This is a genomic window from Saccharothrix coeruleofusca (genome assembly GCF_017876325.1).
GTDB lineage: Bacteria > Actinomycetota > Actinomycetes > Mycobacteriales > Pseudonocardiaceae > Actinosynnema > Actinosynnema coeruleofuscum.
Map to the genome: position 1 here is coordinate 6,683,636 of NZ_JAGINV010000001.1, position 14,489 is coordinate 6,698,124.

Sequence of the window (14,489 nt, forward strand, 5' to 3'; positions counted from 1 at the left end):
GGCCTCACGGCCGGGCGCGCAGGCCGTCCAGGACCACCTGCAGCAGGTGCCGGGCGCGGGTGTCCCACTCCTGCTCTTCGAGCCTGCCCAGGTAGCCGACGAGCAGGATGACGTCGCGGGCGTCCACGTCGGGCCGGACGACCCCGGCGGCCCGGCCCGCGTCCAGCAGCGCGGTGAGCGCCTCGCCGATCGGGCCGAGGCTGCGCGCGGTGAGGTCCCGCCACACGCCCACCTCGACGGCGGCGAGCACCCCGCGCTTGACCCGCGCGTAGTCGGCCAACCGCTCGAACCAGCGGGCCAGCGCGGTGATCGGGTCGTGCTCGGCGAGCAGGGCGGGCGCGGTCGCGACCAGCTCCTCGACGTCGTGCCGGTAGACCTCGGCGAGCAGCGCCTCCCGCGTCGGGAAGTGCCGGTAGAGGGTGCCCTGGCCGACGCCCGCCCGCTTGGCGATCGCGTTGAGCTTCAGCTCCTCGGAGCCTGCGACGACCTCCCGCGCGACCTCGACGATCCGGGCGCGGTTGTCCGCGGCGTCGGCTCGCAGCCGGGGTTCGCTCATCTGCCCTCCGCGGTGCGGGACGTGACAACCGGACACGTGTCCGCTAGCGTGAGTCAAGCGGACACGTGTCCACTCTAGTCGAGGGAGCAGTCATGTCGACCATCACCGGCAAGGTCGTCGCCATCACGGGGGCCAGCAGCGGCATCGGGGAGGCGACCGCGCGGCTCATGGCCCGGCGCGGCGCCGCCGTCGTCATCGGCGCGCGTCGGGAGGACCGCCTGGAGGAACTCGCGCGGGACATCCGCGCCGAGGGCGGCCGTGCCGTCGCGTGCGCCGTCGACGTCACCCGCCGCGAGGACCTGGAGCGGCTGGTCCACCGCGCGGTGACCGCCTTCGGCGGGCTCGACGTGCTGGTGGGCAACGCGGGCATCAGCAAGATCGGACCCGTGGCCGACCTCGACGTCGACGGCTGGTCGGCCATGCTCGACGTGAACGTGCGCGGCGTGCTGCACGGCATCGCCGCCGCCATGCCGGTGTTCCGCCGCCAGGGCCGCGGCCACTTCGTGACCACGGTGTCCACGGCGGGGCTGAAGATCACGCCCACCATGGCGGTCTACGCCGCCACCAAGAACGCCGTGCGCACCGTCATGGAGGGGCTGCGGCAGGAGTCGACCGACGGCGTGCTGCGCACGACGTCGGTCTCCCCCGGCTACGTCAGCACCGACCTGCCCGACTCCATCGACGACCCCGACCTGCGCCGGAGCATTCGGCGGAACATGGCCGAGTTCGCCATCCGCCCCGAAGCCGTCGCACGGGCCATCGCCTTCGCCGTCGAGCAGCCCGACGACGTGGAGATCGGCGACATCACCATCCGCCCCACCGTCCAGGACTGAGCCGTCACGGCAGTTTCGCGGACAGGTAGCCCCGGATCATGGTCTTGGCGTCGTCGATGATCTGCTGGTCGCCCGCCTGCTCGCTGCTGAACGCCAGGTTGAGCACGCCGTCGGCGGCGGCGACGGCCACGGAGATGGGCAGCCGCAGGTCCGCCAGCGGGATCTGGAACTTGGTCGCGATCATCTCCGCGATCCGCTCGGAGATGACCGCGTCGTTGTCCCGCTGGTCGTCGAGCAGGCGCAGGTCCACCACGTCGCCGAAGTGCAGCTTGCTGAAGGCGGGCACCTCGCGGTGCATGGACACGTAGACGTCGAAGATCGTGTCCACCCCGTCCCACCAGTGCTCCAGCGCGGTCGAGGTGAACCGCTCGTCCACGGTCTGGATGAACTTCTCCAGGTTGCGCATGGTCAGCGCTTGGACGACGGCGCGCTTGTCGGGGAAGAACTGGTACAGCGAACCGACCGCGACGCCCGCCCGCTCGGCGATCAGCGTCGTGGTGACCCCGTCGTAGCCGACCTCCTCGATGAGGGAGGCGCACGCCTCGAGCATCCGCTCGACGCGCTTGGCACTGCGCTGTTGCACCGGTTGGCGGCGCAGCGGGGTCGTACTGGTCACGGCGACTCCTGCGTTGGGGTTGGGGCTCCATAGTGCCGGGTTCGGAGGCGCGGCACTTCACACGACCCGGCGGCGCGTCCTACGATCTGAATCCCTTTCACATTCTGGGAGGCTCGCGTGCCGCTGCCCGACTTCCTCTGGGGTGTGTCGACCTCCGCGTTCCAGATCGAGGGTGCCTTCACCGAGGATGGTCGCGCGCCGTCCGTGTGGGACGAATTTCCCTCGATCGAGGGACACACGGCCGAGATCGCCTGCGACCACCGGCATCGGTACGCCGAGGACGTGGCGCTGATGCGCGACCTCGGCGTGGACGCCTACCGCTTCTCCGTGTCGTGGCCGCGCGTCGAGGGCACCGGCCTGGACTTCTACGACCGGCTGGTCGACGAGCTGCTCGCCGCGGACATCCGGCCCGTGGTCACGCTGTACCACTGGGACACGCCGCGGCACGTGGAGGACGCGGGCGGGTGGCTCAACCGGGACACCGCGAGCCGGTTCGCCGACTACGCCGCCGCGGTCGCCGCCCGGCTGGTCGACCGGGTCGCGATGTGGATTCCCCTGAACGAACCAGCCATGACCACTCTTCTGGGTTACGCCATCGGTCAGCACGCGCCCGGCAAGGCGCTGCTGTACGACGCCCTGCCCACCGCGCACCACCTCAACCTCGCGCACGGGCTGGCCGTGCGGGCGCTGCGGGCGGCGGGCGCGGCGGCGGTCGGCACCGCCAACAACCACACCCCCGTCTGGCCCGCCTCGCCCTCCGACGACGATCGCGCCGCCGCAGCGGCCTACTCCGCGCTGCACAACTGGCTCTACGCCGACCCCGTGCTGGCCGGGCGCTACCCCGAGGAGCTGGCCGACCGCCTGCCGGTCCGCGACGGCGACCTGGCGACCATCGCCCAGCCGCTGGACTTCTACGGCGTCAACTACTACAACCCCACCCGCCTGCGGGCGCCGTCCGAGGGCAACCCGCTGCCGTTCGAGCTGGTCGACATCGCCGAGCACCCGAAGACCGGGTACGGCTGGCCGGTCGTGCCCTCCGGGCTGGAGGAGATCGTCGCCGAGCTGCGGCGGCGGCACCCCGCCCTGCCGCCGGTCCACATCACCGAGAACGGGTGCAGCTACCCGCACGAGATCGCCGACACCGCCCGGATCGCCTACCTCGACGCGCACGTCGAAGCCGCGCTGCGCGCCGGGGCCAGCGGCTACTTCGTGTGGTCGCTGCTGGACAACTTCGAGTGGGACTCGGGCTACACGCAGCGGTTCGGCCTGGTGCACGTCGACTACGAGACCCAGCGCAGGACGCCCCGCGACTCGTTCCGCTGGTACCGCGACCGGATCAGGCGTGACCGGACCGGGCGATGACCGACCCGCTGGCCGAGCCGGTCGCACCCGTCCGGCGGCCGTGGGTGGCCTGGCTGTTCCTGGCCAACCTCGGCCTGTGGCTGGGCATCTACGCGCCGCTGCAGGTGCTGCTGCCGCAGCAGGTCGAACTGCTCGACCCGGTGCGCAAGGAGTTCCTGTTCGGCCTGGTCACCGGCGTGGGCGCGGTGGTGGCGCTGGTGGTCAACCCGCTGGTCGGGCGGTGCTCGGACCGGACCACCTCGCGGTGGGGGCGGCGGCACCCGTGGACGCTGGGGGGCGCGCTGGTCGGCGCGGCGGGCCTGGCTGTGCTGGCCTCGGCCGCGAGCACCGCCGCCGTGGTGGCGGGCTGGTGCCTGGCCCAGGCCGGGCTCAACGGGATGCTGGCGGCCCTCACCTCGGCGGTGCCGGACCGGGTGCCGGTGGGACAGCGCGCCAGGGTCGGCGGGCTGGTCGGGATCAGCCAGATGCTCGGCACCGTGGTCGGGGCCGTGCTGGTGACGGTGCTGGTGAGCGGGCTGTCGGCGGGCTACTGGGCCTGCGCGGCGGCGGTCGTGCTGGGCGCCGCCGCGTTCGTGCTGCGCACGCCGGACGCCCGGCTGCCCGAGGCCGCCCGGCCCGCGCCGCGCGGCGGGTCGCTCCTGCCCCGGTGGCGCCCCGACTTCGCCTGGGCCTGGGGCGCGCACTTCGCGATCAACCTGGGCAACGGGTTCGGCACGCTGTACCTGCTGTACTTCCTCGACGACGTGGTGCGCCACCCCTCGCCCGCCGACGGCCTGCTGGTGCTGATGCTGCTCTACGGCGTGGCGCTGGTGGCGGGCGCGGTGGTGCTCGGCGCGCGGTCCGACCGCTCCGGGAAGCGGCGTGGGTACGTGCACCTGGCCGCCGCGGCGATGGCGCTGGCGGCGCTGCTGCTGGCGGTGTGGCCGACCTGGACCGCCGCCCTGGTGGCCGCGCCGCTGCTGGGCGCGGGCTTCGGCGGGTACTGGGCGGTGGCGCTGGCCCTGCTGACCCAGGTGCTGCCCGCCGCCGAGGACCGCGCCAGGGACCTGGGGGTGGTCAACGTCGCCAACTCCCTGCCGCAGGTGCTCGCCCCGCTGCTGACCCCCGCCGTGCTGGCGCACCTGGGCGGGTACCGCGGGCTGTTCCTGGTCTCGGCGGCGGTCACGGTGAGCGCCGCGCTGCTGGTCGGCCGGGTCCGCTCGGTGAGATGAGCCGGGTGGGATGAGCTGGGTGGGATGAGGAGGTCGGGGTGCGGGTAGCCGGTCGGACGGTGCTGGTCACCGGGGCGTCGCAGGGCATCGGCGCGGCCACCGCCGAGGCGGCGGGCGCGGCGGGGGCGCACGTCGTGCTGGTCGCGCGCGACGGCGACGCGCTGAACGCGCTCGCGGAGCGGATCGGCCGGGCGTCGGTGCTCGTCGCCGACCTGTCCGACGCCGAGCGGGTCCGGGAGCTGGGCGAGCGCGTGCTGGCCGAGGTGGGCGTGCCGGACGTGCTGGTCAACAACGCCGGGGTGGGCCGCTGGCTGTTCCTCGACGAGACCCCCGAGCAGGAGCTGGCCGGGATGCTGGCGCTGCCGTTCACCGCCGCGCTCTGGCTGACCAGGGCGTTGCTGCCGGGGATGCGGGAGCGCGGGTCCGGCTGGGTGGTGAACGTGAACTCGCCGGTGTCCCGGCTGCCGATCCCCGGCGCGACCGGGTACGCGGCCTCCCGGTACGCGCTGCGCGGGCTGACCGCCGCCCTGCGGCTGGACCTGCGCGGGACCGGGGTCGGGGTGAGCGAGGTCGTGCCGGGCAAGGTCAGCTCGCGGTACTTCGCCAACAACCCCGGCGCGCAGGAGCGCATCCCGGCCATCGCCCGGCTGATCCCGACCGTCCCGCCGGAGCGGGTGGCCGCCGCGGTCCTGCGGGCGGTGACGGCCGAGCGCGCCGAAGTGGTGCTCCCCTGGCAGCTCAGGGCCTTCGAGCTGGCGGGCCGCCTGGCCCCCGGTCTCACGTCCTACCTGGCCTGGCGCACCGGCACCCACCGGTAGGCGTGGAACCGGCCCCGATGCCCGCGCGGGAGGAGCGGACATCGGGGCCGGACTTGGTGCCCGCGGACCGACGCCGGTCGGGGGGAGGGTTGGGTGTGCACGACACCGGCCCGCGGATGACTGTGTGGAGTTGTGGGTGGAGCCGTGGTGAGCTGACCGGCGGTCCGTTCGTCGCGGTCGGGGGTTCGCACGTACCGGACCGCCGGTCAGTAGGCGGGTGCTCGACCCGGTCGCGTCGGGGGAACGACCGGTCGGGACCGCCCGTCAGTGGGCTCTCGCCACCGCCCCCCGGCGCGCGCGGGTCATCGCCGAGCGCAGGTGCCGGGCCGGGCGCGGGGCCAGACCACCCGCCACCAGGTGCTCGTAAGCGGCCCGCCACACCGCGCAGGGGCTCTTCTGCTGCCGCCACCGCCCGGAGCACTCCGGGCAGTTGCCCTTCTCGTCCGGCTCGTGCGCGGCGAGCAGGGCCCGCCACCCCTCGGTCAGCCTCGGCAGCTCGGAGCGGGCCACCGAGAGCAGGGACGGGGCGTCGGCTTCGTTGGCCAGCTCGGTGAGCAGGTCCAGCCGCTCCCACACCGCGTTGCGAAGAACTTGTCCGAGGATCTCGTCCACCGAAACGTCACCGTCACCTTTCCGCCTGCTCGGCGGCTTCGCGTAGCGCGGTCCGCAACTGCGCCAGCTGGTCGGCCGACAGGACCGCCGTCTCACCCGGCGGGCCGACCAGGACCACGCGGCCCCGGTCGACCAGCACGGTGAGGCAGCGCTCCCGGTCGACCACGTCGCTGCAGCGGATTCGCCACCAGCGGCGCTGCCCGGTCGAGCCGCGCCATCCGGAGCCGAGGTCGGTCGACTCGCGGAGGGACAGGGGAGCCGGAGGGTGCGCGGCCGTGGCGACGGCAGGCGCTGCCGGTCCACCCGAGGTGGTCACCGCCCGCTCGATCAGGTCCACGTCCGTGTTCCTCTCCGTGCTCGCTCGCTTACCGGAACTCAGATTGCGATGATTCACGGCGGAACGGGGACTCGCAGCGGTGGCCGGTGCCCGTTCCACGGTAAGCGGTCAACGGAGTTCGGCAGGGCCGATCAGCCTCGCCGATCGGCACTTCTCGCCGCCGGCGGAATGCCCCTACTCTGCCGTTGACGCCCAGAGGACTGTGAGGGGGCGCAATTGAACACCATCGGTTCGCAAGGCTCTCCTGTTACACCAGAGGTGTGGGACCAGCAGGAGATGCGGGACGCGCTGGCCAAGCGCGAGATCAGCTCGGTGTACCGGCTGCTCCGCAGGCACGGCGTGTCCCAGCGCCAGATCGCGGCGCTCACGGGCCAGTCGCAGTCCGAGGTCTCGGAGATCCTCAAGGGTCGTCAGGTCATGGCCTACGACGTCCTGGCCAGGATCGCCCAGGGACTGGGTGTCCCCAGGGGATACATGGGCCTCGCCTACGACGAGGCCACGGCAGTGCGGGTGGCCGCCACATCGGAGGCACCCCATTCTGAGGAGGACGAGTCGGTGAAGCGTCGGAAGTTCCTCGCGCACGCCGCCGCCATCACCGTTGGCGCGGCCGTGTTCGGCACGGACTCCGGGTCTTGGGCTTCGTCGCCCGCGCAGACTCCGGCTCCAGGGCGCATCGGCATGACCGACGTCCGGCAGGTCGAGGCGGCCACACGGGCGTTGCGCACGCTGGACTACCAGTACGGCGGCGGCTCCTGCCGCGACGCGGTGGTGGCGCAGCTGTCGTGGGGGCAGCAGATGCTCGGCGCGAACGCCACCGACCTGGTCAAGGAGCGGCTCTACGTGGCGCTGGCCGACCTGCACAACCTCGCGGGCTGGACCTCGTTCGACACCGGTCTGTACGACTCGGCCCGCAACCACTTCGGGCAGGCGCTCGGGCTGGCCAAGCAGGGCCGCAAGGAAGAGCTGGTGGCCAACATCCTGTACCGGATGGGCCGGGTCTACCTGCACCAGAACGCCCCCGACGACGCGCTGAAGGTCTTCCAGCTCGGCCAGCTGGCCGCGCTGGACTCCGGCTCCGAGCTGGCGGTGGGCATCCTGTGCGCCAACGAGGCGTGGGCCTACGCCAAGATGGGCGCCGACGACCAGGCGATCAAGCTGCTCGGCCGGGCGCGCGACGAGTTCGCCAGGGCCAACGTCGCCGAGGCGCCCGCCTGGGCCAAGTTCTTCGACGCCAACGACCTGTCGGCGATGATCGGCACGGTGCACACCGAGCTGGCGCAGACCGTGGACGCGAAGAAGTACACCCGGCTGGCCATCCCGGCGCTGACCAAGGCGATCAGCGGGTACGGCGAGGACATGAGCCGCAGCCGCTCGTTCAACCTCACCTCGCTGTCGATCAACCACCTGCTGGAGGGCGACATCGACCACGGCGCCAGGGTCGGCCGCCAGGCGATCGAGCTGTCCGAGGGGTTGAAGTCGGTGCGCACCAAGGACCGGATGCGGCCGCTGCAGCACGAGGCGGAGAAGCGCCGCAACAACCCCGACGCCCGTGAGCTGGCCGAGCGCGTGGCCAGGTTCACCGGCAGCGACAGCGCGGCCTGATCCGCTGGACGGCCGGTTCACCCCCGCCGCGCTGACGGCGGTGCTGGAGCAGCTCTGCGCCGACCTGGGGCTGTCGCACCGCGGCGCGCGGCTGGTCAAGTTCACCAGCAACGCCGTGTACGACCTGCCCGAGGACCGGGTGGTGGTGCGCATCGTCGGGTCGATGGCGCTGCGCCACCGCGCGCACAAGGTGGTCCGGGTGGCCCGCTGGCTGGCCGACCACGGCGTGCCCGCGGTCCGGCTGGTCGACGTGCCGCAGCCGGTGGCCGTGGGGGAGCACCTGGCGACGCTGTGGCACACCGTGCCCTCCGGCGGTCGGCCGGTGGACGGCCGCGACCTGGGCAGGCTGCTGTGCCTGGTGCACCAGCTGCCCGAGCCGGACTTCGAGCTGCCCCGCTGGGCGCCGCTGGACGACGTGCACCGGCGCATCGCCGACGCCGAGGAGCTGGCGCCGGGCGACCGCCGGTTCCTGGAGGAGCGCTGCGCCGACCTGGCCGGGCGGCTGGCCGGGCTGGAGCCCGCGCTGCCGGTGGGCGTGCTGCACGGCGACGCGCACCTGGGCAACCTGATCCCGAGCCCGGACGGGCCGGTGATCTGCGACTTCGACTCCACCAGCGTCGGGCCGAGGGAGTGGGACCTGAGCACGCTGCCGGTGGGCGTCGCCCGGTTCGGCCACCCGGAGCGGTGGTACCGGCAGCTGGCCGACGAGTACGGCTTCGACGTGACCCGGTGGCCGGGGTTCGGGCTGCTGCGGGACGTGCGCGAGCTGAAGCTGACCACCAGCGTGCTGCCGATCCTGCGCAGCCACCCGGAGGTGCGGGCCGAGCTGCGGCGACGCCTGCGGGCGCTGCGCGACGGCGACACCGCCACGCCGTGGTCCCCATACCGCTGATCGCACGTGATCGGTAACACGAACGGGTAACGACGACCCCTGTGTTTGCGACTGGGCCATCGACGGGGAGTTGTCGGTGCCCTAGGTTCGGGTGCCGACTCGAGGGCGAGGTGAGCTGCCGGTGCGTGGGATCGGACAGGCCCTGGGGACGAGGCGGTGGCGCGCGCGCCGCGCCTTGAAGGCCGCCCGGATGCTCGACCAGGTGGTCGACACCCAGCTGCCGCTGCTGGCCTCGTTCGACGAGCAGCGCCGCCGCCGCTCCGCGGACTACCTGGCCGAGCTGGTCAAGCTGGCCCAGGACTACCGCTACTACGCCAACGGCTGGATCGACGGCCGCGAGCTGGACCGGCGCGGCAGGCGGGTGGTGACCCAGCTCACCCACCTGCGCGCGGACCGGACAACTCGGGTGATCAAGGATTAGACCGATCGGCGCAGCTCGTCGCACGGTGAGCGCCGTTCACCGACCGGTCAGCGGCGCCACGCCCCGGTGGCGGCGGCCCGCTCGGCGTACTCGCGGAAGCTCCTCGGCTCGCGTCCGGTGACCCGCGTCACCGCGTCGGTGGGCGTGGTGTCGGTCAGCGCGTCCCACGGGCCGGTCCCGTCGGACTCGCCGCGGAAGGCGATCTCCCGACCGGTCACCTCGCCGATGACGTCCAGCGCCTCGCGGAACGACAGCGCCTGCGGGCCGGTCAGCTCGTAGGAGCGCCCCTCGTGCCCCGGTTCGGTGAGCGCCGCGGCGGCGACCGCGGCGATGTCGTCGGCGTCCACGAACCCCTGCTTGGTGTCGCCGACGGGCAGCACCAGCTCGCCCGCCAGCACGGCGGGCCGGAAGAACCCCTCGTCGAAGTTCTGGTTGAACCAGTCCGCCCGCACGACGGTCCAGTCCGCGCCGGACTCGCGCACGGTCCGCTCGGCGGCCAGCAGCCGCTCGTCGCGCATCTCCTCGATGCCCCGGCTGGACAGCAGCACCAGCCGCCGCACGCCGCCGCGCACCGCGGCGTGGACGAACTCGGGGTCGACGGGCAGCTCGTGCGGCGCCATCAGGTACACCCGCTCGACGCCGTCGAGCGCGGCGGTCCAGGTGTCGCGGTCGGTCCAGTCGAACCGCGCGCCGCCCGCGCGCGAGGCGGCCCGGACCTCGTGGCCCGCGCCGGTGAGCAGCGCGGCGACCCGCCTGCCGGTCGTGCCGGTGGCCCCCAGTACCAAGATCGGCTTCTCGCTCATGGGGTCAGTTCACCAAAGGGGTACGACAACTGTGACGCCAGGTGGTTCGGCAGGCGGCCCGCGCCGAATACCCGCCCGGCTCGGAAATTCCGCTGGGCCTGCTACGCCGGCCGGGAGCAGCGAACCCTAGGGGCTCCGGTAGACCGCAGGAGTACGAGAACCCCCGCCGGATACGCCGTAAGACTGCCCCCGCTACCTCCTCCTGGGTAGACCAAGATCCCGTCGCGGGGCGACGACCAGCGGCTTTGCCGTCCATAGCGTTGCTCCCATGAAGCGAACGGTTGCGGTGATGGTGGCGATGACGGCGGTGCTGGGCACCACGGCGGTGAGCGCGACAGCCGGGACGGCGGGCGCGCACCGCCCGGAGGCGAAGGTCCTCCAGCGGGACGCGGACGCCCTGCTGGCCCAGGGCGCGCCCGGCGTGCTGGTCGAGCTGGACACCCCGCGCGGCGAGGTCAGGGTGCGCAGCGGCCACGGCGACGTGCGCCGCCGGACGCCGGTGCCGTGGGAGGCGAAGTTCCGCGCGGGCAGCTTCACCAAGCCCTTCGTCGCGGTGACCGTGCTCCAGCTGGTCGGCGAGGGCAGGCTGTCGCTGGACGACACCGTCGAGCGCTGGCTGCCCGGCGTCGTCGCGGGCAACGGCAACGACGGCTCGAAGATCACCGTGCGGCAGCTGCTCCAGCACACCAGCGGACTGCGCAACTACGTCCTGGAGTTCCCCCACCTGTTCGCGGAGGAGGGCTTCCTGCGCAACCGCTTCACCACGATGACCGCGCGGGAGGCGGTCGCCAAGGCGGTGGCCAAGCCGCCGACGTTCCAGCCGGGGCAGGACTGGCTGTACTCCAACACCGGCTACGCGCTGGCGGGCATGATCATCGAGCGGGTCACCGGCCGCACCTGGCAGCAGGAGGTGCGCGACCGCATCGTCAAGCCCCTCGGGCTGCACGGCACCTCCCTGCCCGGCACCTCCCCGCACCTGCCCGCCCCGCACGCCAGGGGCTACGAGCGGTTCCCGGAGAAGGGGATCGAAGCCGACCCGGAGGACCCGCGCTACGGCGAGGCCGTCGACGTGACCCTGCAGAACCCGTCGTGGGGCGGCGCGGCGGGCGAGATGATCACCACCACCGAGGACGGCAACAAGTTCCTGCGCGCCCTGTTCAGCGGCAGGGTGCTGCGCCCGGCGCAGTTCGCCGAGATGACCAGGACGGTGCCCGCGCCCGCCTTCGAGGCGGCGTGGCCGGGCGTGCGCTACGGGCTGGGCATCATGTGGATGCCCAACGAGTGCGGCGGCCTCTGGTCGCACGGCGGCGACATCATGGGCTTCATGACCCGCAACGGCGTCACCTCCGACGGCAGCCGCAGCGTCGTGGTGTCGGTCAACACCGACTCGATGGTGCCCCGGCCGGGCGCCCCGGCGGTGACCGGCGACCCGGTGCGCGAGCTGGTCGACCACGCGCTCTGCGGCACCAGGTGAGCCGCAGGGGCGGCGGGACTCCCGCCGCCCCTGCTCCCGGTTCAGGCGACCGGCGCGCGGGAGAGCACCACGGCCAGGCCGAACGCGACGCCCATGACGGTCACCTCGACGCACGCCCAGCCCACCAGCGCGGTGGGCTTGTGCCGCGCGATGTGCGGCAGCAGCCGCCAGCGGATGTTCGCCCCCAGCGCCGCCAGCAGCCCCGCGCACACCACCTTGGCCACCAGCACCAGCCCGTACGAGGTGGTGAACAGCGACCCCGGCAGCGTCACCACCGGGTTGAGCGCCAGCTCCAGCACCCCGTTGAACACCCCGGTCACCGACACCAGGGCCAGGCACGCGGTGGCCAGCTTGGAGAACTTCGGCAGCGCCTCGGCCAGCAGTCCGCGCCGGTGCGCGACCAGGGCGACCAGCGCGGCCAGCCCGCCGGTCCACGCGGCCGCGCCGAGCACGTGCAGCTCCATGGAGATCATGGAGTAGTCGTGGTACTTCCAGTTCGCCGCGTGCCCGGTGATCGGCAGCGGCAGCAGGCCGAACATCGACACCAGGATGCGCAGCTCGGCGGGCACGGACTCGCCGTTGCGCGCGGCCAGCACGCCGATCCAGACGTAGGCCAGCGCGCACACCGCGCTGAACAGCAGGCCCTGCCCCGCGCCGACGCGCTGCACGTAGTCGACCACCGCGCCGAGCGTCAGCGGCACGTCCGGCCGCGTCTCGTAGGCGCGCACGACGATCGACAGCAGCGCCGTGAACGCCCACACCGCGGCGAACACCACCGCGGCCGGGCGGGCCACCCGCATCACCGGCTCGGTGAGCGCCGGGCGGCTGAAGCCGAGCAGCTTGGGCAGCAGCGACAACCCGACCACGGCGGTGGCGGCCAGGTCCAGCAGGGTCCGCACGACCGGCTGACCGACCTGGACCACCACCCCCGGATCGCCGACCACCGCCGAGGTGGTCGACAGCCCCAGGCCCAGCAGCACGCCCGCCAGCCCGCCGAGCAGCAGGCCGCCGAGCACCCGGTGCCGGGCGGGGGTGGTGGTCCGGTTCAGGGTCATCGGCCCGCGTCCTCCTTGCTCCCGCCCCCGCCGCGCAGCGCGAAGAACACGCCGCCGCCCAGCAGGAGCGCGGCACCGGCGATCCACACCCAGATCGGCACGCCGCCGCCGTCACCGGCCGGGGCCACCGCGTCGGCGGCCTGCGCCGGGGTGGGCGCCGGGGTGCCGGTGCCCGCCTTGGTCAGCGTGAACTTCAGCTGCCCGGACACCGGGTGGCCGTCGGCGGAGAGGACGCGGTAGTTCGCGGTGTACTCGGCGGCGGGGCCGAGCGGGAGCACCGGGAACACCACCGAGTTGTCGCGCACGGTCGGCTCGCCCGCCGCCTCCCAGTGCGTGCCGTCCGGGCCGAGCACGCTGATGGTGTTGAACCGCTCGCCCGCGTTCACGGGCTGGTCGAACGTCAGCGTGATCGACTGCGGACCGGTCTCCAGCGCGGCCCCGTCCTTGGGGTCGCTGCTGATCAGCACGTTGTGGGCGAGCGCGGCAGGCGCGGTCAGCACCGCCGCGGTCAGCGCGACCAGGCAGGACAGCAGCAGCGAGACGACCCGGCTCATGCGACCGGCTTGCCCGCGCGGCGGGAGCGCAGCACCGCGCCCGCACCCAGCCCGAGGCCCAGCGCGCCGACCGCCAGGCCCGCGCCGCCCAGCCAGCGGGCGGTGTCGTCCCGGCCCGAGGCGGACGCGGAGTCCTGGTCGTCGCTCTCGGTGGACGCCGTGGCGGTGCCGTGGTCGTCGTCATCGTCGGCCTTGACCAGCTTGAGCACCGGCGCGGGCCGCTCGGGCTCCTCGGCGCCCTCGGCGGGCGGCGGGGCGTTCCAGTCCACGACCTCGCCGCTGTCGTAGGTCTGCTTGGCGGGCAGCAGCAGCTGCTCGGTGTTGTCCGGCAGCGGCCCGATGGACAGGTCGAACTCGTTGAACTGGCCGGGCTCGATGCGCACACCCGGCTCGGCGGTCCACACCACGGTGCGCACCGCCTCGGTGATCTCGCGGCCGTGGCTGCGCACCGGCTTGTCCAGCGCGGCCTTGACCGCCTCGACCTTCCAGCCGGGCAGCGGCCGGGTGCTGACCGAGGCCAGCGGGTACTCGGCGGGCAGGGTCAGCTCCAGCTTGACCGTGCCCGCGTCGGGGCGCTCGTTGGGCACCCGGAAGGTGACCTTGGTGTAGCCGCCCTGGACGGCGTCCTTCGGGGTGGAGGCGGTGACGTGCGCGGAGGCCGCGCCCGCCGTGCTCAGCGCCAGGAAACCCGCGGTGGCGAGCACGGCCGAGCCCTTGGCGAGCGCGCGCACGCCGGAACGGTGGGGGGACATGGGGGGTGGCTCCTGATTGCCGGAGGTGTCAGTGGACTCGGGTGATCAGGGGCGACGGGGGGCCGCGGCGGCCGTGCACGCGCCGCAGCAGCACGTCGACCAGCGCGTTCGCCGCGGTCGACGGGACGGGGGCGGGAACGCGGGAGGCGGGCCGGGGCAGTGCCCCCGGCACCGGCAGCAGCCGGGACAGCACCCCGGCCAGCGCCCTGGCCAGCGCGGTGAGCACGGCGTCGGCCCTGGCCAGCAGCAGGCCGGTGAGCAGCGCGGCCACCGCGTGCGCGGCGGTCATCGCCGCCGGGTCGATGTCCAGGCCCGGTGCGCGCGTGTGGTCGTGGCCCCCCAGGTTCAGCAGCACGTGCTGGCCGACCTGGGCGACGCCGAGGGTGGCCAGCAGCGTCCACGGGCTGCGACCGCGTTCCGCCAGCACGGTGCCCGCGAACGCGATGAGCAGCGTCAGCGGGAGAGCGGGCGCGAAGTCGGTGACCTCGCCGCCCGCCGCGCCGTGCGCGGCCACGCTGAGCGCGGCGGAGGTGACGGCCAGCAGGACGGCCCGCGCGAGACGGGTCGGTGCTGGTCGTGTGGTCACGTGCT

Annotated in this window: 17 protein-coding genes; 8 read left to right on the forward strand and 9 right to left on the reverse strand. The window is 73.6% G+C overall.

Annotated features, from left to right (window positions below):
• Positions 1-4 precede the first annotated feature (4 nt).
• Positions 5-556: a TetR/AcrR family transcriptional regulator gene (locus JOF41_RS30745; RefSeq protein ID WP_189221512.1), complete on the reverse strand. Its 552-nt coding sequence runs from the start codon at positions 554-556 to the stop codon at positions 5-7.
• Between the two features lie 92 nt (positions 557-648).
• On the opposite strand from JOF41_RS30745, the gene JOF41_RS30750 reads away from it, so the two are divergent.
• Positions 649-1,389 (forward strand): SDR family oxidoreductase, encoded by a 741-nt coding sequence (locus JOF41_RS30750; RefSeq protein ID WP_209623466.1) that lies wholly within the window; start codon positions 649-651, stop codon positions 1,387-1,389.
• Positions 1,390-1,393: 4 nt separating this feature from the next.
• Here the strand turns inward: JOF41_RS30750 and JOF41_RS30755 are convergent, their stop codons facing one another.
• Complete coding sequence (locus tag JOF41_RS30755) at positions 1,394-2,005, reverse strand: TetR/AcrR family transcriptional regulator (protein WP_189221510.1); 612 nt, start codon at positions 2,003-2,005, stop codon at positions 1,394-1,396.
• 117 nt (positions 2,006-2,122) lie between these two features.
• Here JOF41_RS30755 and JOF41_RS30760 point away from each other — a divergent pair, with 117 nt between their 5' ends.
• From JOF41_RS30760 to JOF41_RS30770, 3 genes are read left to right on the forward strand one after another with little or no spacing between them, the layout of a single operon-like run.
• Positions 2,123-3,367, forward strand: coding sequence for a GH1 family beta-glucosidase (locus JOF41_RS30760; RefSeq protein ID WP_189221509.1), 1,245 nt, complete (start codon positions 2,123-2,125; stop codon positions 3,365-3,367).
• Complete coding sequence (locus tag JOF41_RS30765) at positions 3,364-4,578, forward strand: MFS transporter (RefSeq protein WP_209623467.1); 1,215 nt, start codon at positions 3,364-3,366, stop codon at positions 4,576-4,578. Before JOF41_RS30760 ends, JOF41_RS30765 begins: the two co-directional genes overlap by 4 nt.
• A 38-nt stretch (positions 4,579-4,616) precedes the next feature.
• On the forward strand, positions 4,617-5,396 hold the full coding sequence (locus JOF41_RS30770) for an SDR family NAD(P)-dependent oxidoreductase (RefSeq protein ID WP_209623468.1): 780 nt from the start codon (positions 4,617-4,619) through the stop codon (positions 5,394-5,396).
• A 264-nt stretch (positions 5,397-5,660) separates the two neighbouring features.
• Here JOF41_RS30770 and JOF41_RS30775 read toward each other — a convergent pair whose 3' ends face one another.
• Both JOF41_RS30775 and JOF41_RS30780 read right to left on the reverse strand, forming a co-directional pair.
• Complete coding sequence (locus tag JOF41_RS30775; protein ID WP_189221506.1) at positions 5,661-6,008, reverse strand: hypothetical protein; 348 nt, start codon at positions 6,006-6,008, stop codon at positions 5,661-5,663.
• Between the two features lie 13 nt (positions 6,009-6,021).
• Positions 6,022-6,345 carry a hypothetical protein gene (locus tag JOF41_RS30780; RefSeq protein WP_209624671.1) on the reverse strand — a complete coding sequence of 108 codons (324 nt, stop codon included), beginning with the start codon at positions 6,343-6,345 and terminating at the stop codon, positions 6,022-6,024.
• 276 nt (positions 6,346-6,621) lie between these two features.
• On the opposite strand from JOF41_RS30780, the gene JOF41_RS30785 reads away from it, so the two are divergent.
• The 3 genes from JOF41_RS30785 to JOF41_RS30795 all read left to right on the forward strand — a co-directional run bounded on the left by JOF41_RS30785 (position 6,622) and on the right by JOF41_RS30795 (position 9,260).
• On the forward strand, positions 6,622-7,947 hold the full coding sequence (locus tag JOF41_RS30785) for a helix-turn-helix domain-containing protein (protein ID WP_229795050.1): 1,326 nt from the start codon (positions 6,622-6,624) through the stop codon (positions 7,945-7,947).
• Between the two features lie 4 nt (positions 7,948-7,951).
• Positions 7,952-8,839: an aminoglycoside phosphotransferase family protein gene (locus JOF41_RS30790; RefSeq protein ID WP_189221773.1), complete on the forward strand. Its 888-nt coding sequence runs from the start codon at positions 7,952-7,954 to the stop codon at positions 8,837-8,839.
• Positions 8,840-8,960: 121 nt separating this feature from the next.
• On the forward strand, positions 8,961-9,260 hold the full coding sequence (locus tag JOF41_RS30795) for a hypothetical protein (RefSeq protein WP_229794984.1): 300 nt from the start codon (positions 8,961-8,963) through the stop codon (positions 9,258-9,260).
• A 47-nt stretch (positions 9,261-9,307) separates the two neighbouring features.
• Here JOF41_RS30795 and JOF41_RS30800 read toward each other — a convergent pair whose 3' ends face one another.
• On the reverse strand, positions 9,308-10,063 hold the full coding sequence (locus tag JOF41_RS30800; RefSeq protein ID WP_189221504.1) for an SDR family oxidoreductase: 756 nt from the start codon (positions 10,061-10,063) through the stop codon (positions 9,308-9,310).
• Positions 10,064-10,331: 268 nt separating this feature from the next.
• Between JOF41_RS30800 and JOF41_RS30805 the strand changes: the two genes are divergently transcribed.
• Entirely contained in the window at positions 10,332-11,537 is a 1,206-nt protein-coding gene (locus JOF41_RS30805; RefSeq protein WP_244989734.1) for a serine hydrolase domain-containing protein, read from the forward strand.
• A 41-nt stretch (positions 11,538-11,578) separates the two neighbouring features.
• On the opposite strand, the gene JOF41_RS30810 is transcribed toward JOF41_RS30805, so the two are convergent.
• Genes JOF41_RS30810 through JOF41_RS30825 form a run of 4 tightly spaced genes read right to left on the reverse strand, consistent with a single transcriptional unit; the run spans position 11,579 to position 14,484 of the window.
• Positions 11,579-12,592, reverse strand: coding sequence for a CopD family protein (locus JOF41_RS30810; RefSeq protein ID WP_209623469.1), 1,014 nt, complete (start codon positions 12,590-12,592; stop codon positions 11,579-11,581).
• Positions 12,589-13,146, reverse strand: a complete 558-nt coding sequence (locus JOF41_RS30815; protein ID WP_209623470.1) for a copper resistance CopC family protein — start codon at positions 13,144-13,146, stop codon at positions 12,589-12,591. The genes JOF41_RS30810 and JOF41_RS30815 overlap by 4 nt, the downstream gene beginning before the upstream one ends.
• The gene (locus JOF41_RS30820; protein ID WP_189221501.1) at positions 13,143-13,898 is read right to left on the reverse strand and encodes a YcnI family copper-binding membrane protein; all 756 of its coding nucleotides are present in this window, start codon (positions 13,896-13,898) and stop codon (positions 13,143-13,145) included. Before JOF41_RS30820 ends, JOF41_RS30815 begins: the two co-directional genes overlap by 4 nt.
• 28 nt (positions 13,899-13,926) lie before the next feature.
• Complete coding sequence (locus tag JOF41_RS30825; protein ID WP_189221500.1) at positions 13,927-14,484, reverse strand: hypothetical protein; 558 nt, start codon at positions 14,482-14,484, stop codon at positions 13,927-13,929.
• Between the last annotated feature and the right edge of the window lie 5 nt (positions 14,485-14,489).